General features: G+C 56.9%; 20 protein-coding genes. 16 read left to right on the top strand and 4 right to left on the bottom strand.

Annotation, left to right across the window (positions count from 1 at the left end; all coding sequences use genetic code 11):
• Positions 1-54: 54 nt before the first annotated feature.
• The 7 genes from R8G34_01160 to R8G34_01130 all read left to right on the top strand — a co-directional run bounded on the left by R8G34_01160 (position 55) and on the right by R8G34_01130 (position 5,881).
• On the top strand, positions 55-633 hold the full coding sequence (locus R8G34_01160) for a MarR family winged helix-turn-helix transcriptional regulator (GenBank protein MDW3221492.1): 579 nt from the start codon (positions 55-57) through the stop codon (positions 631-633).
• On the top strand, positions 630-1,346 hold the full coding sequence (locus R8G34_01155; protein ID MDW3221491.1) for a creatininase family protein: 717 nt from the start codon (positions 630-632) through the stop codon (positions 1,344-1,346). Before R8G34_01160 ends, R8G34_01155 begins: the two co-directional genes overlap by 4 nt.
• Positions 1,339-2,358 (top strand): 2-dehydropantoate 2-reductase N-terminal domain-containing protein, encoded by a 1,020-nt coding sequence (locus tag R8G34_01150; protein MDW3221490.1) that lies wholly within the window; start codon positions 1,339-1,341, stop codon positions 2,356-2,358. Before R8G34_01155 ends, R8G34_01150 begins: the two co-directional genes overlap by 8 nt.
• A complete protein-coding gene (locus R8G34_01145; GenBank protein ID MDW3221489.1) occupies positions 2,355-3,098 on the top strand; it encodes an SDR family oxidoreductase in 744 nt (247 codons plus the stop codon). Before R8G34_01150 ends, R8G34_01145 begins: the two co-directional genes overlap by 4 nt.
• A gap of 11 nt (positions 3,099-3,109) precedes the next feature.
• Positions 3,110-4,522: a M20/M25/M40 family metallo-hydrolase gene (locus tag R8G34_01140; GenBank protein ID MDW3221488.1), complete on the top strand. Its 1,413-nt coding sequence runs from the start codon at positions 3,110-3,112 to the stop codon at positions 4,520-4,522.
• A 14-nt stretch (positions 4,523-4,536) separates the two neighbouring features.
• Positions 4,537-5,397, top strand: a complete 861-nt coding sequence (locus R8G34_01135) for a DMT family transporter (protein MDW3221487.1) — start codon at positions 4,537-4,539, stop codon at positions 5,395-5,397.
• A 238-nt stretch (positions 5,398-5,635) separates the two neighbouring features.
• Positions 5,636-5,881 carry a hypothetical protein gene (locus R8G34_01130; GenBank protein MDW3221486.1) on the top strand — a complete coding sequence of 82 codons (246 nt, stop codon included), beginning with the start codon at positions 5,636-5,638 and terminating at the stop codon, positions 5,879-5,881.
• Between the two features lie 657 nt (positions 5,882-6,538).
• Here R8G34_01130 and R8G34_01125 read toward each other — a convergent pair.
• From R8G34_01125 to R8G34_01115, 3 genes are all read right to left on the bottom strand, one after another.
• Entirely contained in the window at positions 6,539-6,805 is a 267-nt protein-coding gene (locus tag R8G34_01125; protein MDW3221485.1) for a hypothetical protein, read from the bottom strand.
• 169 nt (positions 6,806-6,974) lie between these two features.
• Entirely contained in the window at positions 6,975-7,163 is a 189-nt protein-coding gene (locus R8G34_01120; protein MDW3221484.1) for a hypothetical protein, read from the bottom strand.
• 942 nt (positions 7,164-8,105) lie between these two features.
• Positions 8,106-8,963, bottom strand: coding sequence for a DMT family transporter (locus R8G34_01115; protein ID MDW3221483.1), 858 nt, complete (start codon positions 8,961-8,963; stop codon positions 8,106-8,108).
• Positions 8,964-9,180: 217 nt separating this feature from the next.
• Here R8G34_01115 and R8G34_01110 point away from each other — a divergent pair, with 217 nt between their 5' ends.
• Positions 9,181-10,500: an ArgE/DapE family deacylase gene (locus R8G34_01110; GenBank protein MDW3221482.1), complete on the top strand. Its 1,320-nt coding sequence runs from the start codon at positions 9,181-9,183 to the stop codon at positions 10,498-10,500.
• An 804-nt stretch (positions 10,501-11,304) separates the two neighbouring features.
• Here the strand turns inward: R8G34_01110 and R8G34_01105 are convergent.
• Positions 11,305-12,117 carry an IclR family transcriptional regulator gene (locus R8G34_01105; GenBank protein ID MDW3221481.1) on the bottom strand — a complete coding sequence of 271 codons (813 nt, stop codon included), beginning with the start codon at positions 12,115-12,117 and terminating at the stop codon, positions 11,305-11,307.
• Between the two features lie 142 nt (positions 12,118-12,259).
• On the opposite strand from R8G34_01105, the gene R8G34_01100 reads away from it, so the two are divergent.
• The 8 genes from R8G34_01100 to R8G34_01065 all read left to right on the top strand — a co-directional run bounded on the left by R8G34_01100 (position 12,260) and on the right by R8G34_01065 (position 22,332).
• Entirely contained in the window at positions 12,260-13,774 is a 1,515-nt protein-coding gene (locus tag R8G34_01100; GenBank protein MDW3221480.1) for a M81 family metallopeptidase, read from the top strand.
• A gap of 31 nt (positions 13,775-13,805) precedes the next feature.
• On the top strand, positions 13,806-15,455 hold the full coding sequence (locus R8G34_01095) for an ABC transporter substrate-binding protein (GenBank protein ID MDW3221479.1): 1,650 nt from the start codon (positions 13,806-13,808) through the stop codon (positions 15,453-15,455).
• Between the two features lie 76 nt (positions 15,456-15,531).
• Complete coding sequence (locus R8G34_01090) at positions 15,532-16,476, top strand: ABC transporter permease (protein MDW3221478.1); 945 nt, start codon at positions 15,532-15,534, stop codon at positions 16,474-16,476.
• Positions 16,473-17,363: an ABC transporter permease gene (locus R8G34_01085; protein MDW3221477.1), complete on the top strand. Its 891-nt coding sequence runs from the start codon at positions 16,473-16,475 to the stop codon at positions 17,361-17,363. The genes R8G34_01090 and R8G34_01085 overlap by 4 nt, the downstream gene beginning before the upstream one ends.
• Positions 17,360-18,988: an ABC transporter ATP-binding protein gene (locus R8G34_01080; GenBank protein MDW3221476.1), complete on the top strand. Its 1,629-nt coding sequence runs from the start codon at positions 17,360-17,362 to the stop codon at positions 18,986-18,988. The genes R8G34_01085 and R8G34_01080 overlap by 4 nt, the downstream gene beginning before the upstream one ends.
• A gap of 16 nt (positions 18,989-19,004) precedes the next feature.
• Positions 19,005-20,168, top strand: coding sequence for a M20 aminoacylase family protein (locus tag R8G34_01075; protein ID MDW3221475.1), 1,164 nt, complete (start codon positions 19,005-19,007; stop codon positions 20,166-20,168).
• 11 nt (positions 20,169-20,179) lie between these two features.
• Positions 20,180-21,316, top strand: coding sequence for a M20/M25/M40 family metallo-hydrolase (locus R8G34_01070; GenBank protein MDW3221474.1), 1,137 nt, complete (start codon positions 20,180-20,182; stop codon positions 21,314-21,316).
• Between the two features lie 5 nt (positions 21,317-21,321).
• Positions 21,322-22,332 carry an alpha/beta fold hydrolase gene (locus R8G34_01065; GenBank protein MDW3221473.1) on the top strand — a complete coding sequence of 337 codons (1,011 nt, stop codon included), beginning with the start codon at positions 21,322-21,324 and terminating at the stop codon, positions 22,330-22,332.
• Positions 22,333-22,729 lie beyond the last annotated feature (397 nt).

Below are 22,729 nucleotides of genomic sequence, written 5' to 3'. Positions count from 1 at the left end.
CCAGTCAAGTTCAATTTGGAACTCACTGTCGCGAAGCAGGGGAATACCAGAGGTATGTCAGGGTCACAGGCTGCAGACGATGAAGAATTCGGCAAACAGCACGTAACACCAAGCCCGGACATGCTGGAGGCGAAACTATGGGCCAATCCTTGCCCCTTTACGTTCCGCATAAATTATCTTGCGTTGCTCTATAACACGCCTCTCTACAGCTGGATTCAGGATGCGTTCGGGTTGAAGCGCCCGGAATATGTGGTGCTTTATTCGCTTGCGCTGTCGGATGGCGGCAGTGCCCGCGATGTGTCGCGCACGTCGGGATTTCCCAAAAACACTCTGAGCCGCGCCATCAAGCGACTGGAACTGATGGGGCTGATCGAGGCCCGCACCAAAGCCCCCGGTGGTGGACGTCGCCAAGCGCTGCATTTGTCTCAGAAAGGCTGGGCACTGATCCACGAGACCCGCCCGATGTTTGAAGCGCAGGAGCGGGAAATGTTGAAGGTTTTGTCAGATGGCGAACGTCAGATGCTGTCTGAACTGATGTCAAAGGTCGTGCTTGCCGCGCAGGATTGGGCCGGTGATTTACCGCCTGAAACCGCACCAGAACCGAGTGCCCGGAACAAAGGAAAACTGCAATGAAAATAGCCGATATGAACTGGCGCGACGTTGAGGCCGCGGCGGCGCGCGATACACGGTGCATCCTTCCCATCGGCTCGACCGAGCAACACGCGCAACTCTCACTTTGCGTTGACATGATTTTGGCCGAAAAGGTCGCGATTGACGCGGCAGAGCCGCTCAGCATTCCGGTTTTTCCGGTCATGCCTTATGGTCTCGCCCCTTATTTCACGGCCTATCCGGGCACCATCAGTTTAAAGGTTGAAACATTGATGGCCGTGATCCGGGACGTGGTAACGTCCCTGCATCGTGCCGGGTTCCGCCGGGTCTTGATCGTCAACGGTCACGGGGGCAACAACCCGGTGGGTGCGCTGGCGCAGGAACTCATGGTGGCGCATGAAGATATGTCGATCAAGTTTCACAACTGGTGGAACGCACCGCAAACATGGGCCACGATCCAATCCATAGACTCCAGCGGATCACACGCAAATTGGATGGAAAATTTCCCATGGACCCGGCTGGCGCATGCCGCGGCGCCTGATGGCCAAAAACAGGCGGTTGATATGGACGTGATGAAAGCCTCACCTCCGGCTTTAGTGCGCGACATCCTTGGCGATGGTTCGTTTGGCGGGCCTTGGCAACGCTCTGATGCGGATATGTCGACGATTTGGGAGGCCGGCGTCATGGAAACCCGCGCTGCACTTGAGGGCCCATGGGCGGCCATTGGCGATGGCTGAACCGGTTCTGATCTGGGGCGCAGGTGCCATTGGCGGCATTTTGGGCGCCTATTGGATGCGGGCGGGCATACCGGTTCAGATGGTCGATATTGTTCCCGAGCATGCCGCTGCCTGTTCAACGGAAGGTTTGAGCATCCACGGGCCGGTCGAAGACTTCACGCAAATCGTTCCCTGCGTCACGCCTGCGCAATTGAGCGGCACCTACAGAAAGGTCGTGTTGGCGGTAAAAGCGCAGGCAACTGAAACAGCTATGATGCAACTGCTACCGCATCTGCATCCAGAAGGGTTTGTCCTTTCCGCGCAGAATGGACTGAATGAAAACACCATTGCCGCGCATGTGGGCGCTGAGCGGACCATGGGGGCGTTCGTGAACTATGGGGCCGATTGGACCGGGCCGGGGCGCATCCTGTTTGGAAACCGCGGAGCGGTTGTGGTGGGAGAGCTTGATGGCGTGATCCGCGCGCGAACATCAGAGATGCATGAATTATTGCAGGTATTTGAGCCGGACGCCGTTCTGACGCCGGATATCTGGGCGTATCTCTGGGGCAAACTGGGCTATGGCGCGATGTTGTTTGCAACAGCACTGACACCTGACAGTATGACAGCCAATTTTGCTGATCCTTTGCGGGGGCCTGCGTTGATGGGGCTGGCGCGCGAAGTGATGCGCGCCGCGGTTGCAGAAGGCGTTGATCCCAAACCTTTCAATGGTTTTGAACCTAAAGCTTTCATGCCGGATGCAGATGATGCGGCGGCTGCCCAAAGCCTTGCAGATCTCGCGACATTCAATTCCAAAACCGCCAAGACTCATACCGGCATTTATCGAGATTTAGCCGTGCGTAAGCGAAAAACCGAAGTCGACCCTCAGGTTGGCGCTGTGGCGGCTATCGCGGCGCGCCACGGTATTGAGACGCCACTGCTGCTGCGTCTGGTGGAGCTGATCCATGATATCGAAGAGGGCCGCCGCGACATGTCATCTGAGACGTTTCACGAATTGACCAAGGTGCTGACATGAGCGCTAAAACAGCGCTTGTGACGGGTGTTGTCGGCGGGATCGGTACCGCCATTGCGGCGCGTCTGGCCAGTGATGGCGCCCGCGTGATTGTCAGCGACCTGCCGGGGGAGGCCTTGGCGGACGTTGCAGGTAAACTTGGATTGCCGGCCGTTTCAGGTGATTTGGGAGATCCTGCGTCGGTCACATCCATGGTGCACGACATCAAAGCGGCCCACGGTGCGCCCGATATTTTGGTCAATGCCGCAGGAGGGGTGCGCCAGCAAGTTGGCACACCGCTCGAGGAGGTTGACCCGGATGCATGGCATAGCATTTTTGCGGTGAATGTGGATGCCACCCTCTATCTGTCCCAATGCTTGGTTCCGGATATGAAGACCGCAGGGTGGGGGCGGATTGTCACAATCAGCTCAGGTGCCGGCTTGCGTCCCAGCTTGACCGGCATTCATGCTTACACGGCCGCCAAACATGCGCTTGTCGGGCTGACGAAACAGCTGAGCCTCGAGCTGGGTCAACATGGAATTACTGTCAATTCAATCGCGCCCGGATTTATTCTGTCCAATCCCGCGACGCGTCGCCAATGGGCGGCTTACGGACCTGAGGGTCAGGCGCGGTTGATCGAACGTATCCATACGCGCAGGCTTGGGGCTCCCGAAGACATAGCAGCTGCTGCGGCCTTTCTGACCTCGGAAGAGGCCGCGTGGATCACGGGCCAGATTTTGAGCGTTGATGGCGGCATTACCTGAACGAGGCGCCAATGACCGATCCCATCCTGACATACGCCCTCGCGCAACAACCGCAGTTGATCCGCTTTCTGAAAACGCTTGTCGCATGCCCTTCGGTGGGCGCGGATCCCGAGATGGCCCAAGGGATGGAAGATGCGCGTCGCCATATCGAGGCCCGCCTTGATGCCATAGGGTTTGAAAACCGACAGCGCCTGACACCGGCCGATGGCAGCGGCCAGCCCGCGATCTTTGCGCAGCGCATGGATGCGCCCGGCAAGCCCACGATGCTGGTTTATGCTCACTATGATGTGCAGCCCGCCGATCCCGTGGAGAAGTGGAACACGCCGCCGTTTGAAGTCGTGCAAGAGAACGACAGGCTCTATGGACGGGGGATTTCTGACGATAAGGCCCCGATGATCATCGCCCTTGAAACGCTGGCGGCATTTGTTGCGGTGGATGGCAAATTACCGATCAACGTCAAGCTTTTGATCGAAGGCGAGGAAGAAACCGGTTCACCTTCTTTGCCTGGGATATTGGAAACACATCGCGAACTCTTGGCCGCTGATGCTGTTTTATCTGCGGATGGTGCGCGCTGGCGGCCTGATCTGGTCTCCTTGAATGTCGGCTCGCGAGGGAATGCCGGGTTTGAAATCCGGGTTCAGACCGCAGGGCAGGATTTACATTCCGGGCGCTATGGCGGGATCGTGGCCAATCCGCTGCATGTCATGTCTGGCCTTATTGCTGGTCTGCATGACGCGAAGGGGCGTGTGGCAGCGCCCGGTTTTTATCATGGTGTCACAGAACCCACTCAGGCAGAACGTGAAGAGATCGCGGATATCCCATATGATGAGGAAAGCGCATTTGCAGCGATTGCCGCCAAACCGATGGGCGAGGCGGGATATTCCACGCTGGAACGTCTTTGGGTGCGGCCCACACTGGACGTCAATGGCATGTGGGGCGGGTATACCGGTGCGGGGTCCAAGACCGTGATCCCCAACGAAGCCTTTGCGAAACTGACAATGCGGCTGGTGCCCGGGCAGGATCCAAGTCACGCAAAACAAGCGGTGATGGATCACCTCAAATCCCTGCTGCCGGATGTCGCGACACTGGAGATCTATGGGGATCGCGGGCAGGGTGGTGCCTATCATGTACCTGTCGATCATCCGCTGCTCGGTGCTGCGGTCAGCGCGCTTGAGCAAACGACAGATCAGGTGCCTCTGAAAGTGCGTATTGGCGCATCGCTTCCGCTGACGGAAATCGTCAGCCGGGTGCTGGGACTGGATACGGTGATGTTCTCCTTTGCCCTGTCAGATGAGAACTTTCATGCACCGAATGAGTTTTTTCGTCTCTCATCAATCTCTGACGGTCTGACCGCATGGGTGCGGATCATGCACCTGATTGGCGACATCCCGACGGACGCTTTTACCCCCTTCAAGCGCAAGTGACACTGCAGCCTGCCATGAACAATCGTTATGGCGCTGCCCTTTTGATCGCGGCAGCTGCCGCCTTTACAGCGGATGTCACCCTGTTGCGTTTCCTCTCCCCCGATGTTCCTTTCTCGCAGATCATTTTTTTCCGATCCCTGTGCCAATTGGTGATTGTTGCACTGTGGATTGGCGTCAAGAATCCCGCTTTATTTCATTCTGCAGGGTGGCCAAAACTGATGCTGCGCGGCCTGACCAGCCTTCTGTGCTGGTGGTTGTACTACGCGAGTTTTCAGAGACTTGACTTGGCGCTCGCCTCCACACTGACGTTCACCACATCCCTGTTTGCGGTGACAATGGCCCCCTTTGTCCTGGGGGAAAGCATTGGCATTTTGCGTTGGCTGACCGCTGTGATGGGATTTGCCGGGGTCATGCTTGCCAGTGAGGTTGCCGGATTAGCCGTCGATACAGGTGTATTGTTTGGTATAGGCTCCGCATTTGTTGCGGCGATCCTGATCTTTCAAAACCGGGTGCTTGCGCGCACAGAACATACAGCGACAATCATGTTCTGGATCGGGCTGGTGGCCAGTCTTGGGACGACGCCCGCAGCCCTTGTGGGCTGGCACGATCTTGGGTTTTCGGATTTTGGAGTGCTGGTTGCGGCGGGAACACTTGCCACGGTGGGCATGCTTTTCACTGTTGAGGCCTACAGGTTTGGCGAGGTATCAGCGCTTGCCACGTTTCCCTATGTGCGGATCCTTTTTGCACTTGTGGTGGGCTATTTCATCTTTGGCGAAACCGTATCACCACGCGCAGTCTTGGGCGCGACTGTCATTGTTGTCTGTGGTCTTTTGGCAAGTGGTTCGCAAAGCGCGTTGCGTCGAAAATGGTTTTGAAATCGCCCGCGTTGGCTTAGTTTGATACGCGGGCGTGATGCTCAGACACGTCGCAAATAACATTGGATGACCCGACCGGTTAAACCCGTTTAGTCAATCACGTTACGCACCAGAAGCTATGAAATTTTATACGCCTTGATCAAAATGATATTGACCGGCGCAATACCTATCAGATCGATTTGCACTGGCCGACCCGTGTGAACGCCGTGAGTGCGCGTCGTCTTTGCTAAACGCGTCGATGACTGCGAACTATGCAATTCTCACGTTGGTGACCAAGGACAGCGGATCAGGCGCGATGGAGGGCATGCCAGGACGGATGCGCGCCGTTGCCCAGAGACGGGAGCCAGTGCAACCAGACACCAAAAACAGGGATCATCATGATCCACAAACAGAGCGCCAGCATCGTCTGACAGGCCAAAGTCAGACCCATGATACAGCGCGGCTCGGCACGGCCCCGCGTCAAGGTGATCAACAGCTTCAATAGTAGACCCATACGCGGTGCTACGCAAAATGCGACCCTGCCATTTGTGGTGTCTCGGATGTGCGATTAACAATTATATCCTGGACTAAGAAGTTTTTAATAGAGTTCGGCCACGGACTTAGTATTTGATTTACTTCATAAAAACGGAGTATTACGTCTAGTTTTGACCGTCGAGCCCTAATGCTGCGCACGTGCTTTTGGTATCCGCCTGCATGGACGTTTTGGGCAGCAGCAGGGGCGTCGTGTAACAGGTGAGGCGCTGGTAAAGAACACCTGAGGCATCGCACTGAAAAACACGACAAGCGCCAGTCCGCCGTGTTGCAGCAGAAACCGAAGCATTTGTTCCGACCGGCTCACGCGATGGAGGAACTTCCGTTCCTATGCTTCAGGCTCAAAACACTATTTTGCGGATGCCCCAATGATAGAGGCAATCTGTTGGAGCGAAAAGGTGTCGAAGCTCTGCGCATAATGTGATGGACCCTGTTCCCGGCGGCCTGACGTACTTTGACCTCACGTGACGCATGAGCCTGTTGCAGCAAGACCTCCAACTCGGGCATGTTTACATGGCTCTGGCTATTTGTGGAATACGGCGCCGGATCGGTGATGCCATCCGCACCCTGACCTTTGTATGACCGAGGGCCAAAACTCCATGTGCTTTTTTCAGGCCAATCCGAACGCACAGTGCCTGGATGAGCCGGGAATTCGCCCACTGAGTGAAATGCCAAAACCTGCCTGATTCCGCATTGGTTTAAGCGCCTGAGCGATCCCTCGATTAATCACGAACGCCATGGCCAGCATTGCCATGGTCGCCGACAGATCAGGGTTGGCTGCGGCAATCGCTTTGTCCGCATCCAGTTCATACGCAAATTTGGGCACATCGGGGTTGTAGCCAAAGTGGGTCGGACTGGCCCTTTGAGCCATCTGCATTTCACTGCTCGCAACAGGCCTTCGGTGATGCCCAGATGATTGATCGCGCACTGGCCGCGTGGCGCATGTCAAGAGCTTCAAAGGGCGGCGTCCGGGTTTGAATCCATGTGTCCGACGCGGTCTGTTGGCGCTCAAAGCACTTTGATTGCGTAATTCGTCGCAAGCTGGGCTACCGCGCCTGCGTAGACGGAGACCGCCATAGCTGCAGTGCCAGCGTGGAGAACAGAAAACCCGTCACAGGGTCGGCCATTGTGTCGGAAATGGCCCTTTCAAACGGGCCTTTGTGGCCTCGATAAGCATCGTCGCGCGACAGCGTTACCGATACGCCGCGATCACCTGCGGCAAGGACAGCCGCCACCAGTATAGCTTTGATGCAAAAGTCCCTGCCTCTCGCCTGTATGTTCGGCCGCATATCTCGCGCGCCGCGTCATCCCGCAGACGTCAGGAATATCACTGTTTAGCAGTCCCACACTGATCGCCCATTGGACATCGATGAGGGCAAAACGTGAATCTCAGACCGCTATACTGTCCTGCGCGAGAACTGCCTTGATCAGATCGGCGGAATCTTCGTGGCGAAATACGCGATTTTTGGTGGGATACTCCAGAAACCGGGCGCTGCAGACCATTGGGCGCCAAAGCCTTTGCAAATGACACGTTGTGAACAGGTTGGTTGCGCCCGTCAGTGTGTTTGCAGTTCTGTTCATTTAAGACTGCGAACAACCGTTGACGCGGACCGAACAACTCACTCAACTGTCAACGAATGACGTCTGTTTGGCCATCTGGTTACGGGCATATTGGCCCATCTCCAAATCTGAATAGATGGCTTCAGCGACCTTGCGGGCCCCTGCAATCTGACCAATCAAAATACCTGTGAATGGCAGAACCAGCCGGCCGGTGTTCGCGTGTTGTATCGTCCAGCCATCTTACCCCGTCCGGGTCAAACCGGACCGGGCCGGGGCGCGCGTCAGCCGAACCGCGTCATGGCGTCAGTTTTCGTGATCGTTTCATCTAACGGAGTTTCGCACCACAGTACGGTATCGATTATGTTATCTTCAGCAATGCGTGCATGTGTTTATACCCCCCCCCGGCCGCCGTCGTACAAGCAGCAGGCCGCCAAGGAGGATTTTAATGATACCTAAACATGCTGACTCTCTCAGGTTAGCCTTTTCAAATTGATTTATGCCACTTCGGAGGCTGTTTGCTAGTGGCCGCCCGTCGACACATCAAAGCGCCGGATATGACCCTCGTTCGGGCAGTTGAAGACTAACAATACGACGCAGAACACCACGACAAGCGCCTGTTAAGCTCGCTTTCTCAAGCGCTCGGCACGTCGTTCGCGCAGCGCGATGAAAAGGCCCGAGGAAAAGATCACCGCCGCGCCGATCCATGTGAAGATGTCGGGTATTTCGGTAAAGAACCACGCTCCGATCAGGGCGGTCCAAATCAGTTTGAGAAAATCGAAAGGCATCAGCGCTGTGGGGTCGGTCTCCTTCAATGCCTGGCTCAACGACATCTGTGCGATGGTGCCGGAAAGGCCAATCAGAAGCAGCCATCCAAGTGTTTCAAGCCCAAAGGGTTGCCAAACCCAGAGCGCTGGAATGATAGAGAACGCCCCCAGAAAGATTCCCATGTAGGCAACGATTGTAAGGGCCGATTCCGTGCGCGACAGTAGCTTTATGATTAACATTGCGACCGCCCATAGTCCGGCGGCGCCTGTCGTCAGCAATGCGCCAGCGTCTATGGCGACAAACCCCGGTCTCAGAATGATCAGCATACCGCTGAACCCCATCAAGATGGCAAGCCATCGAAAGATGCGGAAGCGTTCTCCCAAGAACAGAACAGAGAGAACAGCCATGAATATCGGTGCGGTGAAGCTGAGCGCAGTGACTTTCGCAAGCGGTGATATGGAGAGCGCGGTGAAGAACATCAGCATCGCCACAATATTGATCGCACCGCGCAACGCATGCAATCCGATCCGCTGCGTGCGTAAAACGGCAAAACGCGAACGCATCAGAAGGGGCAATAGGAACAGCAAGCCGAATATATTGCGAAAGAACGCAATCTGAAACGGCGGCAAGACATCAGACACAAAACGCACTAACCCATGCATGATCGAAAAGGCAACCGTTGATAGACACATCAGGATGATGCCAAGCATTGCCGGGCTTTGCCGTTGCCAGATTTGCCTGAACCCGGTGATTAGGGAGGCGTGCGTCTTCATGTTCCCTCGCGTTCAGCGACTTGCAGCGCACTCATCTGATGCGGTTGATACCGTCGGTAGCAGGTGCATCTTGCGTTGACCACCACCATCGGATCGGTCTTGACGACGGGGTCGGTGCATTTGAAGGTGGTGCAACCAACCAAAAAGAGCACTCATGTCACCCGAGCCCGACCAAGCACCACTTGGTGCACAGACAATCCAGCGGATCACCCGTTCGGTCGATGCGGATTTCGAGACCCAGACCCGGTTCCTGGCGGATTTTGTGGCCATTCCCAGTCTGCGGTTTCAGGAAGGTCCCGCGCAGGATTTCATCGCCGCCGCGCTTGGCGCGCGAGGCTACAAGGTGGATGACTGGACGATCAGAACAGCGGATCTGGAACACTTGAGCGGATATGGCGCGATCCATGGTGATTTCTCGCGGGCACGCAGCGTTGTCGGAACGCACCATCCCAAAAGAACCAAGGGCCGTTCATTGATCCTGCAAGGGCATCTTGATGTGGTTCCCACTGGTCCCGTGGAGATGTGGACCCATCCCCCATTCGATCCCGTCATAAAGGAAGGGTGGATGCATGGGCGCGGCGCAGGCGACATGAAGGCTGGGACGGTTGCTGCTCTATTCGCGCTTGATGCATTGCGACAGGCAGGGTTCGAGCCCGCCGCCCGCGTCCACTTTCAATCTGTCATCGAAGAGGAAAGCACGGGGCTGGGTGCGCTTTCAACCTTGCAGCGCGGCTACCAGGCAGATGTCGCTGTCTTGCCGGAACCTTCGGATTTTGCCATCAACCGCGCGCAGATCGGCGCGCTGTGGTTTCGCCTGGAAGTGCGCGGAAAGCCTGTGCATGTTGCCGTGGCACGGGACGGGTCCAATGCCATTCTGGCGGCATACGATTTGATCCATGCGCTTGAGCAGTTGGAAACCGATTGGAACGCGCGCGCGGCGTCTGATCCGGTTTACGCGGATGTACCGCATCCTCTGAACCTGAATGCAGGCAAGATCGTGGGCGGCGATTGGGCGTCCAGTGTGCCCGCATGGTGCGATATCGATCTGCGCATGGGCGTCTTGCCGGGGCAGGACCTGGCGCAAGCCAAGGCTGAAATTGAAGCCTGCGTTGCTGCCGCTTGTCGTGACCATCCGTTTTTGTCGAATAGTCCTGCACAGGTCGTCTGGAACGGATTTCAGGCCGAAGGCTACGTTCTTGGCCCTGAGGCAGATCCCGCACTTGGCGTAATGCAGGATGCCTATGCGCAGGTAAAGGGAGCGGGTCGGTCCCTCAAGGAACGCAAAATGACCGCTTTGACGGATACGCGGTTTTATGGCCTCTATTGCAATATACCTGCCTTTTGCATTGGTCCGAAGGCTGAGAACATTCATGGATTTGATGAGCGTGTCGAGCTCGCATCTGTGCGTGACCTGACGGTAATTCTGGCCCTTTTCATTGCGCGATGGTGCGGATTGAACAGGTTGGAAGATTAGGTTGTTCTGACTCTATGTTGCGCCTTGGATGGCATCATTGGGCGCTTAACACTCTGCGCCAGTGGTCTCAGCTAGCCTTAACGGCATAGGGTCAAAACCCTGTGTTGTGAAAACGCAAGACCGCGAAGATGTATTCTTGTGGCCCTTGGGAACGATCGATCCATGCCGGAACTGATCTACACGTGCTTGTTATACTCCAAAATGCATTTTTAGTGGTCGCCGGATCAAAAGTGCTGGCGGTCCAATATGGTGATCGGGCACGGAACACGACAAACGCAAAAAAGCAGACTATTGGGGGGCTCGCCAGAGGCACAAAGCCGAGCGTTGCGGAACTCTCAACCTTGCCTTGTTCGCGGTATCGAAAAGCGGTGCACTATGCACTTCATCCTTGCGTAAAAGCCGGTGATCTTCATTTTTGAGCCACCGGACTATTGACCTAGTGGTCTTCTTCTTTGCTCATAGATCAGCGCCAAGGTCTGCCGCGTGCGACCGCAGTTCACATGTTTTTACCCATTGGCCTCAGGTCTTACCTCTAGGTGTCAAATCGCGCCAATCAGGAAAAAGCCGAGGCCCGATCTGCATCAGATCACCAGCGCAGAAATGTGCGGCTGGCGGTTTCGGCCCAGTGTTGCGCCACAGATAGATCCATTTCCGACTGACGCGGGCCGCGGCAAATGCCCAACAATGAACAGATGTGGCGCAGGTCACACGGATATGCGTCAGTTCCGCATCTTGCCTGAAATACGGGCGCGGACACTCAGGCGAGGGCGGCCGAGGGTATTCATCAAACAATGTGTGCAATGGTCAGTATTGGCTGATCGTACGGGCGGCTTGTTGGCCTAATGGAACAACCCGGCGGGCATAGTCTTGCGGTGTCCAATCGGCAAGTGATCCGGCAATGTGGATGGCGGCAAGAGGTTCGCCTTTTGAGTTCATGACGGGAAAAGCGGCGGCGATCTCGCCGGAAAGGATCTGATTGACTGTGAGCGCATAACCGTCAGCCCGGGTCTGGGCGATCCGTGCCATAATGTCATCGACTTCGGTGATTGTTTCTGATGTGAATGGGCGGCGGTCAGAATGTTCCACGATGTCGCGGGCGGTTTCGGGCGATAATCGCGACAGCATCGCCCACCCCCCGGAACTGCAAAAGCTGGGAACGCTGTGTCCGACCAATGACGCATTGAGCGTCTGACGCGTGGTTTGCAAGCGTACGGCATAGACAACACGCGGCCCGTCGAAAAGGGACAGATCCACGCGTTCGCGTACCGATTTGCGCAGTTCCTGCAACACCGGCATCGATTGTCGAACCAGAGGATCAAGGCGCAAATAGTCCAGCGTATGATCCAATATGCGCAGCCCCGGCAGGAACCCATGCCGCTCTGCGTCACGTCTTATGTACCCCAGGGTGCGCAACGTGTGCACCATGCGCTGTGCTGCACTGCGGTCGATTTCCGCCAGGTTCGCCAATTCTGAAAGGGTCAGCGGGCCATCTGCGTGGTGAAAAGCTGACAGGATGCCCATAGCTTTCTCCACGGATTGAACAAACAGCGATCCACCTCGATCTTCGCGGGTCAATACCCGCTGCCCATGTTCTGCCCGCGTCGTGTTTCTGGGCATGGCCGTTCTTCCTTCAGGTCCGCCCGTTGACTTAGGGTCACTCAAAGCCGTACGATTTGTATACGATGTATGCGTATTGCATTGCAATACTATGGGGTTGAAAACCGTGGTACTGGGATCAGTGCCTGAGCTGGGGAACAGAATGCCTGATCGCGTGGCACTTGCCGGGTTTTTGCATGAAACCAACACGTTTGCGCCCACCAAAGCGCGGATGGCTGACTTCTTACAGGGCGGTGGGTACATGCCTTTGGCGCGCGGTTCAGCGCTGATTGAGCAATCACGCAATATCAATCTGGGAATTGGCGGTGCCGTTCTTTTCGCAGAATCGGCAGGGTGGGACATTGTTCCAATCCTGTGGGCTGGCGCTGTTCCGTCGGCCTATGTGTGCCAAGATGCCTATAAATGCATCACCGACGAGATTATTTCAGGCGTTGCCGCGGCGGGAGACCTCGACGGCGTTTTCATCGACTTGCACGGCGCCATGGTGGCTGAACATGAAGACGATGGGGAAGGCGCACTGCTGATGCGCCTGCGTGACACGGTTGGGCCGGATGTTCCAATTGTTGCGGCACTCGATCTGCATGGCAACATCACCCAAAAGATGGTTGATGCGGCTGATGTTTTGGTCGGGTTCCGTACCTACCCGCATGTTGATATGGCAGAAACAGGCAGCCGCGCGGCCGCAAAGCTGCAGGCTCTGATGACTCGGGGCAAACCATTCGCCTCCGCGTTCCGGCGGTTGCCGTTTCTGGTGCCGATAGCGTGGCAGAGCACGCGCGCTGAACCTGGCAAGGGCATCTATGATCTGGTCGCAGAGATCGAAGAGGGGGCAATCGCCAGTGCCTCGTTCTTTTTTGGCTTTCCGGCGGCGGATTTCCCCGGCTGCGGCCCAACAATCGTTTGTTATGGAGAGGCGAAGGCTGATGCGGAACGCGCAGCCGATCAAATAGAGCGCGCGGTTCTGGATGCAGAACCCGCGCTGGCCGGAACCACCTATGACCCGAACGCGGGCGTCATTGAGGCGATGCGCATTGCGCAGACGGCAAAGCGCCCCGTGGTCATTGCAGATACGCAAGACAACCCCGGGGCGGGGGGCGATTCCAATACCACGGGGATGTTGCGTGCCTTGGTCGCGCAGGGCGCCAAACGTGCGGCTCTTGGCAACATGGTCGATCCCAATGCGGCAGAAATGGCCCATAAAGCCGGTGCCGGCGCCCGCATTGACATCGCCCTTGGCGGATTTTCCAACATTCCCGGCGATGCACCCTTTCGGGCAACCTTCACGGTCGAGACCTTGTCAGATGGCAAGTTTATCGCAGAGGGCCCGTTTTATGGCGGTGCGCCGCTGGATCTGGGACCTTCCGCGTGCCTCAGGATCGACGACATCCGCATCGTCGTTACCACGTACAAAGCACAGATGGCAGACCGTGAGATGTACCGCTTCGTCGGCATCGAACCGGAACAACAAGCGATCCTCGTCAACAAGAGTTCAGTGCATTTTCGCGCTGATTTCGACCCTATCGCGGAAACTATTCTGACCTGTACCGCCCCTGGTCCAATGCCCGTGAGCCCTGCGAGCCTGCCGTTCAGGAATCTTGCGCCGGGACTGCGACTGGAACCGATGGGCGCCGCATTCACACCACAGGACGCTGCATAACACATATACAAGCCGCGCCAAAAAGGGAGACATGAGCCCGGCGCATATTATCAACAACCGGGAGTTCAAGATGATCCACATGACTGATTTCAATCGACTGCCCTCCGGGCGACTGAGAACGTCACTGCTTGCCGCAACGCTGGCTACTTTTGCCTTTGTAAGCGGCGCGGCGGATGCGCAAACCTTACGGGCGGTCAAGCATTCAGACCTACGTGTGCTGGATCCGATCATGACCACCGCATATATGAGCCGCAATCATGGCTATATGATCTTTGACACGCTCTACGCGCTGGACAGTGATCTGGTGCCACAGCCGCAGATGGTGGCAAGTCACACCGTGTCAGACGATGGTTTGGTCTACACATTCACCCTGCGCGACGGTTTGGCATTCCACGATGGCGCGCCAGTCACGGGCGAAGACGTAGCGGCCTCGGTAGCACGTTGGGGTGAGCGCGATGGCATGGGGCAGGTCCTGATGTCATTTGTCGATAGTATGAGCCAAGGCGCTGCGCCCAATGAGTTTGTGATTTCTCTCAAGGAACCTTACGGGCTTGTGATCGACAGCCTGGCAAAGCCGTCATCGAACGTGCCCTTCATCATGCCCAAGCGTCTGGCCGAAACGCCGTCAACAGAACCGATCCCGGAACAGATCGGATCGGGCCCGTTCGTATGGGTTGCGGACGAATATCAGCCGGGTGTCATCGCGGTATATGCGAAAAACGAAGACTACGTTCCGCGTAATGAGCCCTCCAGCTGGGCATCAGGTGGCAAGGTTGTGAACGTAGATCGCGTAGAATGGGTTGTGATGCCGGACGATCAAACGGCATTCAATGCGCTTCAGGCCGGTGAAATCGATTATTGGGAAAGCCCTCCGTCGGATCTGTTGCCAATCCTGGAACTGAACGAAGAGATTATCGTGCGCAACCTCAACGCGCTTGGGATGCAAACGATTATGCGCCCCAATACGTTGAATGCGCCAATGGATGACGTCATGATCCGCAAAGCGGCGATTGCTGCGGTGAACCAGAAAGATGTGCTTGATGCGCTGGTCGGCAATCCGGAGCTATATAACCTTTGCGGCGCGATGTTCGTCTGCGACACGCCACTTGCTTCCGATGTCGGTTCAAAAACGCTGGTGGAAGGCAATGGCATGGAAGCGGCCAAACAAATGCTTGCGGATGCCGGTTATGACGGCACGCCAATTGTGATCATGCATCCCACAGATGTCGGCACTCTTCGCACGCAGCCCGTTGTGGTCGCGCAGGCCATGCGGGATGCCGGCTTTGTCGTCGACTTGCAGGCAATGGACTGGCAGACGCTGGTAGGTAAACGCGCGAGCCAAGCCTCCATTGAAGATGGCGGCTGGCATATGTTCATGACCAATTGGGTCGGTGCGGACGTGTTCAACCCGTTGGTCAATAACATGGTTAACGGCAAAGGCCCTGATGGGGGTTGGTTTGGCTGGCCGGACGTGCCCAAGCTGGAAGAATTGCGGATTTCCTATGCCACAGCCCCAACGCTGGAAGAACAGCAAGGCCTCGCCGCCGAGATCCAGAAAATCGCTTATGAGGAAGGTGTCTACGCTCCGATCGGCCAGTATTTCGTGCCGACAGCATGGTCCAGCGGCATAGACGGCGTGCTGGATGCACCGGCGCCCCTGTTCTGGAACATCAGCAAATAAACCACGATCCGTCGGCCCTGCGCATGCAGGCGTGGGGCCGATTTTTACCGCGTCCGTGATCCGAGAGGTCTGGCCCATGGTTGGCTATATCGTGCAGCGCGTCCTTGCTGCGATCCCCGTGATGGGGTTTGTCGCTTTGTTTGTTTTTTTGCTTTTGCGACTGACGCCGGGTGACCCCGCTGCCATTCTTGCCGGTGACACCGCGACGCCAGCCCAGCTTGATGCGATACGCGAGTCCCTTGGCCTTAACGAACCTCTGTTTACCCAGTTTTTCAGCTGGATCGGCCAATTGCTGCAAGGCGATTTCGGCACGTCGATCCTATCCGGCAAACCCGTCATCGAACTCATCAGCGACCGTATGGAACCGACGATCAGCCTTGCGCTGACGACCATCGTCCTGTCGGTGATCATCGCAGTCCCGCTGGGTGTCATTGCCGCATGGAAACAGGGTACATTGATCGACCGTTTCGTTATGTTGCTGTCGGTGCTCGGGTTTTCGGTTCCGGTGTTTGTGATCGGCTATCTCATGATCTCGCTATTCTCCATGGAGTTGAAGTGGTTCCCGGTGCAGGGGTTTCGCCCAATCGGTGACGGTCTGGGCGATTTTCTCCACCGCATCGCCTTGCCGACGTTTACGCTCACACTTTTGTACATCGCGCTCATTGCGCGGATCACGCGGACCTCGATGCTGGAAATCCTCGGCGATGATTACATCCGGACCGCACGGGCGAAAGGCCTGCCCGAGAGCCGTGTTCTGATGCGCCATGCCCTGCGCAATTGTTCGGTGCCGATCATCACCGTCATCGGCATTGGTTTTGCCTTGATTATCTCCGGGGTTGTTGTCACGGAAAGCGTCTTCAACCTGCCTGGACTGGGCCGTCTGACCGTTGATGCCGTTCTGAGCCGGGATTACCCGGTCATTCAGGCGGTCATCCTGCTGGCATCCCTGATCTATGTGGTCATCAACCTGATGATCGACATCGCCTATGTCTTGCTGGATCCAAGGATTCGTTACACATGACAGATCAGACCGCCATCGCCGCAGCGCCGGACCGCCCGTCGCCGATCCGCCGGGCGCGCGAGATCGTGCTGTCGGGCCCGCTGGTAACGCTCGCGGCAGTGATCCTCGCCGTGATCGTGCTTTCAGCGATATTTGCTGCCTGGGTTGTGCCGCATGATCCTGTTCGCCTGACACCCTCGGTGCGTTTGAAACCACCCAGCGACGAATATTGGCTTGGCACTGATGCTTTTGGGCGCGACCTGTTTTCCCGCATCATATATGGGGGACAGATTTCATTGGTTGTGGGTGTTGCGGCGGCGATCTTTGCTGTCTTCTTTGGCCTGCTTCTGGGCTTGCTTGCGGGCTACATTCGTTGGATGGACGCCGTGTTGATGCGTATGGTGGATGGTCTGATGGCGATCCCAAGTATCCTTTTGGCCATTGCAATTGTGTCGCTTTGGGGCGCGAGCCTCTGGACGGTTCTGGTCGCAATTACGATCCCCGAAGTGCCCCGCGTGATCCGCCTTGTCCGTTCCCTGGTGCTTTCTGCGCGCGAAGAGCCCTACGTCGAAGCGGCCATCGCTGCAGGCACGCCCACATGGCTGATCATGCGCCGTCATCTGGTGCCCAATACCGTTGCGCCGTTGATCATTCAGGGGACCTACATCTGTGCCAGCGCCATCCTGACCGAAGCGATCCTGTCGTTTCTTGGGGCGGGCATCAACCCGGAAACACCAAGCTGGGGCAACATCATGGCTGAGGGCCGTATCTATTTTCAGATCAACCCCGGTATTGTTCTTTGGCCTGGTCTTGTGGTCTCGGTGGCGATCCTGTCGATCAATCTGCTGGGGGATGCGGTCCGCGACGCGCTTGATCCACGCATGGCAAAACGGGGGATTGAGCGGTGAGCCTGCTGGAAATTCGCGACCTGTCCATTGCATTGGGCGGCAAGGCAGACAGTCAGGTGGTCAGGGGGCTGGATCTGAGCATCGAGCCAGGGCAGACGATGTGTCTTGTCGGCGAGTCCGGGTCCGGGAAATCGCTGACAGCACTTGCAACGATGGGTCTGCTGCCGGATGCGCTGAAAGCCATTGAGGGCTCGATCGTGCTCAAGGGCGAGAACGTACTGGAGGCGGATACCGCCCGCCTGCGCAGCCTGCGTGCGACGTCCATGTCCATGATCTTTCAAGAACCGATGACGGCGCTCAACCCGGTTGCGCGTGTCGGTCAACAGATCGAGGAAGTATTGGAGTTTCATTCTGACCTCACGCAATCCGCACGTCGCAGTCGCGTAAAGGACATGATGGAAGCGGTGCATTTGCCTGACGTGGACAAGATGTACGCAAGCTTTCCCCATCAACTGTCAGGCGGGCAGCGCCAGCGTATCATGATAGCGATGGCACTGATCATGCGTCCACAATTGCTGATCGCCGACGAGCCTACAACGGCGCTTGACGTAACAACGCAGGCGCAAATTCTGAGCCTGATCCGTGAGCTGCGCGAAGATCAAGGCTCAGCCGTGCTGTTCATTACACATGACATGGGTGTGGTGTCCGAGATCGCGGACGATGTAACCGTTCTTAAGCTGGGCGAGGTGATGGAGACGCAGAGCGTTGATGATTTGTTGCGCCATCCCCAGACAGATTACACGCGTGACCTTTTGCGATCGGTGCCCAGTCAGGTTCCGCGTCCGCCGCGTGGCGGGCAGTCAAATGACATTGTGTTGTCCACGCGTGACCTGTGCAAGACCTATGGCGGGGGCGGGTTCTTCTCAAAGGCGCGCGAGGTAAAAGCGGCACAGGACGTGAGCATCAGCCTGACCAAAGGCCGTACGTTGGGGATCGTGGGAGAAAGCGGCTCCGGCAAGACAACCGTTGCGCGCTGCATCATGCGGTTGATTGATCCGACGTCTGGCGTGATCACCGTCGGGGGAAAAGACATTGCAACCCTAACGCAAAAGGAACTCAAGCCTCAGCGCAAAAACATCCAGATCGTGTTTCAGGACCCGATGCGCTCACTCAATCCACGGATTGAGGTAGGACAATCGATCATCGAAGGACCGCTCAATTTTGGCACGCCGCGCGACACGGCGATGGCGCGCGCGCGCGAGTTGCTGGAACTTGTGGGACTGCCGGCCAGTGCCGTGGACCGTTTCCCGCACCAATTCTCCGGCGGGCAACGCCAACGCATTGCCATCGCGCGCGCCCTGGCGATGGACCCGGACGTGCTGGTTGCGGATGAGGCGGTGTCAGCGCTGGATGTTAGCGTGCAGGCGCAGGTGCTTGATCTGTTGGCTGAACTGCAGGAACGTCTCGGTCTGGGCATTCTGTTCATCACGCATGATTTGGGAGTGGCGGCTCAAATCTGCGACGATGTGCTGGTGATGCAACATGGTCGTGTCGTTGAGATCGGTCCTGCCGGACAGGTGCTTGGCGCCCCCCGGCAAGAATACACAAAAGCGTTGATCAAAGCGGCGCCGGGACGCCACTGGGATTTCGCAAATTTCCGCCCCTTTGCTGAAGCCGCCGAATAGCCATGGAGACAACGAGATGAACATACTGCCCGTAATCGCTGACAGCACGGATGAATTGACGGCTATTTTCAAGGATCTGCATGCGCATCCTGAAATCGGCTTTACGGAACACCGCACAGCAGGCGTTGTTGCCGACAAGCTGCGGGCATATGGGGTCGACGAGGTGCATACAGGCATCGCAGGTACTGGCGTGGTCGGTCTTGTAAAGGGAAAACGGGAAAGCGCGCGGCGCATCGGGTTACGCGCAGACATGGACGCGCTGCCAATCCATGAAGAAACAAACCTTGGCTATGCGTCCCAGACCCCCGGTGTCATGCATGCCTGCGGTCATGACAGTCACACCACGATGTTGTTGGGAGCGGCAAAACATCTGGCGCACACGCGTGATTTTGCAGGCACCGCCGTTCTAATTTTTCAACCCGCCGAAGAAGGACTGGGTGGCGCACGCGGAATGCTGGCGGATGGGCTGTTTGACCGCTTTCCCTGTGATGAAATCTACGGCATGCACAATGCCCCCAACGGCAAACCGGGGACCGTCGGCATTTGCAAAGGGACTGCGATGGCGGGGGCATCGTTTTTTGATATTACCGTGCAAGGCAAAGGCAGTCATGCGGCAATGCCGCAGCAATCGCGCGACCCTCTGGTGATCGCCTCGGCGCTTGTGGGCAGTTTGCAAACGATCCTGTCACGCAATGTGGCCCCGCTGGATACCTGCGTGCTGTCGGTGACACAGCTGCATTCTGGCGCTGCCTATAACATCGTCCCGGACACTGCGACGCTGGCGGGTACGATCCGCTACTTCAAAGATGAGGTGTGTCAACTGGCTGAGACGCGAATGCGTGAGCTTTGTGAAGGCTTTGCCAAGGCTTATGCTGTCGAAATCCGCATCGACCTGCGCAACATTTTTGATGTGCTGATGAATGATGCTGAATTGTCAGATGCCTATATGGAAGCCGCACAGGACATTGTCGGCCAGGAAAACATAAGCGGAAACGACGAACCCGCGACGGGCTCGGAGGACTTTGCCGATATGCTCAAAGTGATTCCGGGCGCTTATTGCCGCATTGGCCATTCCGGCACAACAGGCCTGCACAACCCCAGCTTTTTCCTGGATCCTGAAGTGTTGCCGGTTGGGGCATCCGTGATGGCACGCATTGTAGAACGCCGCCTTGCCAATTGAAAGGAGTCGCCATGAACCCGCTTGAACTGCCGTTTGATACCGATGACATGCTTGCGGGCCTGAAGCCTTGGATTGAATGTGAAAGCCCGACCTATGACGCGCGTGCGGTTGACCGGATGATGGACATTGCGGCCTATGATCTGGCCGCCCTTGGCGCTGTGATTGAGCGTATCCCGGGGCGTATGGGTTTTGGCGGCTCTGTGCGCGCGCGCTTTCCGCATCCGGACATGGGGCGTAAGCCCGGCATCCTGATTTCCGGTCACATGGATACAGTTCACCCCATCGGAACCCTTGATGTATTGCCGTTCAAGAGGGACGGCGAAATCTGCTATGGCCCCGGTCTCATGGACATGAAGGGCGGGAACTACATCAGCCTTGAGGCCATCCGCCAGTTACTTCGGGCCGGGTTGCAAACGCCATTGCCGGTGAGCGTGCTTTTCACCCCCGACGAGGAAGTCGGCACCCCCAGCACGCGGGACCTGATTGAGGCCGAGGCCGCGCGCAGCGCCTATGTTCTGGTGCCTGAGCCTGGGCATGACGATGGAGGTGTGACCATCGGACGCTATGCCATTGCACGCTTTAATTTGATGACAAAAGGACAGCCCAGCCATGCGGGCGCGCGTTTGAAGGATGGCAAATCGGCGATCGCCGCAATGGCACGCAAAATCATCGAGATTGAAGAGATGACCGGTCCCGATTGTACATTCAGTGTCGGTGTGATCCATGCAGGGCAATGGGTAAACTGCGTTTCATCCACCTGCGCGGCGGAGGTATTGAGCATGGCGAAGAAACAAGAGGATCTCGATGATGGCGTCAAGCAAATGCTGGCGCTGCAGGGCACGGTCAACGGTGTTGAATTTCACGTGGAGCGCGGCGTGACGCGGCCAGTCTGGCGGCCTGACACGCCCGGTACGGCCAGGATTTTCGAAATTGCCAAGGACATTGCATCCGAGATTGGGTTTGAGATGACCGGCCGTAGTCAAGGTGGTGGGTCTGACGGGAACTTCACGGGCGCCCTGGGGATACCGACACTGGATTCGCTCGGAGTCCGCGGTGCGGATCTGCACACGCTCAACGAACACATCCGCGTCGACAGTCTAGTTGAGCGCGCGCGCCTGATGACCGGCTTGCTGATGCGGCTAAGCTGACACAGATGGCAAGCGCGACTTACGAGTTCAAGAACCTGAAACTGCAAAAGGGCATCACCCTTCCGACGGCGCAAGTGACCTACAAGACATACGGCACATTGGCACCGGACAAGTCCAATGTGATCCTCTATCCAACGTCTTATGGCGCGCAGCACACAGATACCGAATGGCTGATCGGGCCGGGCAGGGTGCTTGACCCTGACGCGTGGTTCATCGTGATCCCGAACATGTTCGGTAACGGTCTTTCGACCTCGCCATCCAACATGTCCCAACCTTTTGGGCCTGAACGGTATCCGGTCTTCACCCATTGGGACAATGTTCATGCCCAACGGCAGATGTTGCGCGACGTCTTTGGTATTGAGCATCTTGCAATGATTTACGGGTGGTCCATGGGCGCGCAACAGGCGCTGCATTGGGGGGCCCTGTTCCCGGATCAGGTTGCACGCATTGTTGCGATCTGCGGTTCGGCCCGGACGTCGATTCACAACAAGGTATTTTTGCAAGGCGTGCGCGCCACGCTGACAGGTGATCCACACTGGCAGGGCGACCATTTTTCGCAACACCCGACACGAGGTCTGCGCGCGATGGGTCGCGTTTATGCGGGTTGGGCGATGTCTCAGGCGTTTTATCGGGAGAAAGTGTTTGAGGCCGTCGGCTTTACGTCACTCGAAGACTTTCTCGTCAGGTCCTGGGAGGCTAATTTCTTACGTCGCGACGCGCATGACTTGCTGGCCAGCCTGGAAACCTGGATGGCCTCGGACATATCTGACAACGAGATCCACCAGGGTGATCTCGCCGCTGCCTTGGGCGCAATAACTGCACGCTCCATTATCATGCCCTCAAAAACAGATCTCTATTTCACGCCTGAAGACAGCAAGATTGAGGCTGCAATGATGCCCAATGCCGAGCTGCGCGCCATCGAGTCGATCTGGGGTCATCGCGCGGGCAACCCGACACTGAACCCGGTAGATGAGGCGGTGTTGCGCTGTGCTGTGCAGGACTTGCTGAGCCAATAGAATGATGACCTGTCATTTGCGCCAACCTATGCTCTGAGGCAAGTGATCCTTGACTCCGGAAAAGGTGTGATCCGGCAGCAGCAGCTTTGCCGCCAAGCAGAAGCGAAAAAATAGCGCAAACCCCGCCAATGTGATCTTCCCGTTGTGTCGCTGCCGTCCGCGTGTTCGTGGCTAGCGCTCTGGCCTGGGAACGCATGCGGCCACGCTCTGGTCTGTGATGGTCGGCAAGGAACGATGCGAGGACCGCTTCGGAGACACGGGGTCTGAGAACCCGTCTTAGCGAGTTTGCCCAAAGATTGCGTCGATGAGGATTGCATATGCGCGGGCAGCGATTTTCGCCGATTTCATCTTTTCACCTCAATGATCGATGCCGTCTTCGGGGTGGAGCGCGGCTTGA

This window comes from Paracoccaceae bacterium, assembly GCA_033344815.1.
In the GTDB taxonomy this organism is placed as follows: domain Bacteria; phylum Pseudomonadota; class Alphaproteobacteria; order Rhodobacterales; family Rhodobacteraceae; genus Roseobacter.
The sequence above is the reverse complement of the archived record's forward strand: the minus strand, read 5'-3'. Positions and strand labels throughout refer to the sequence as shown.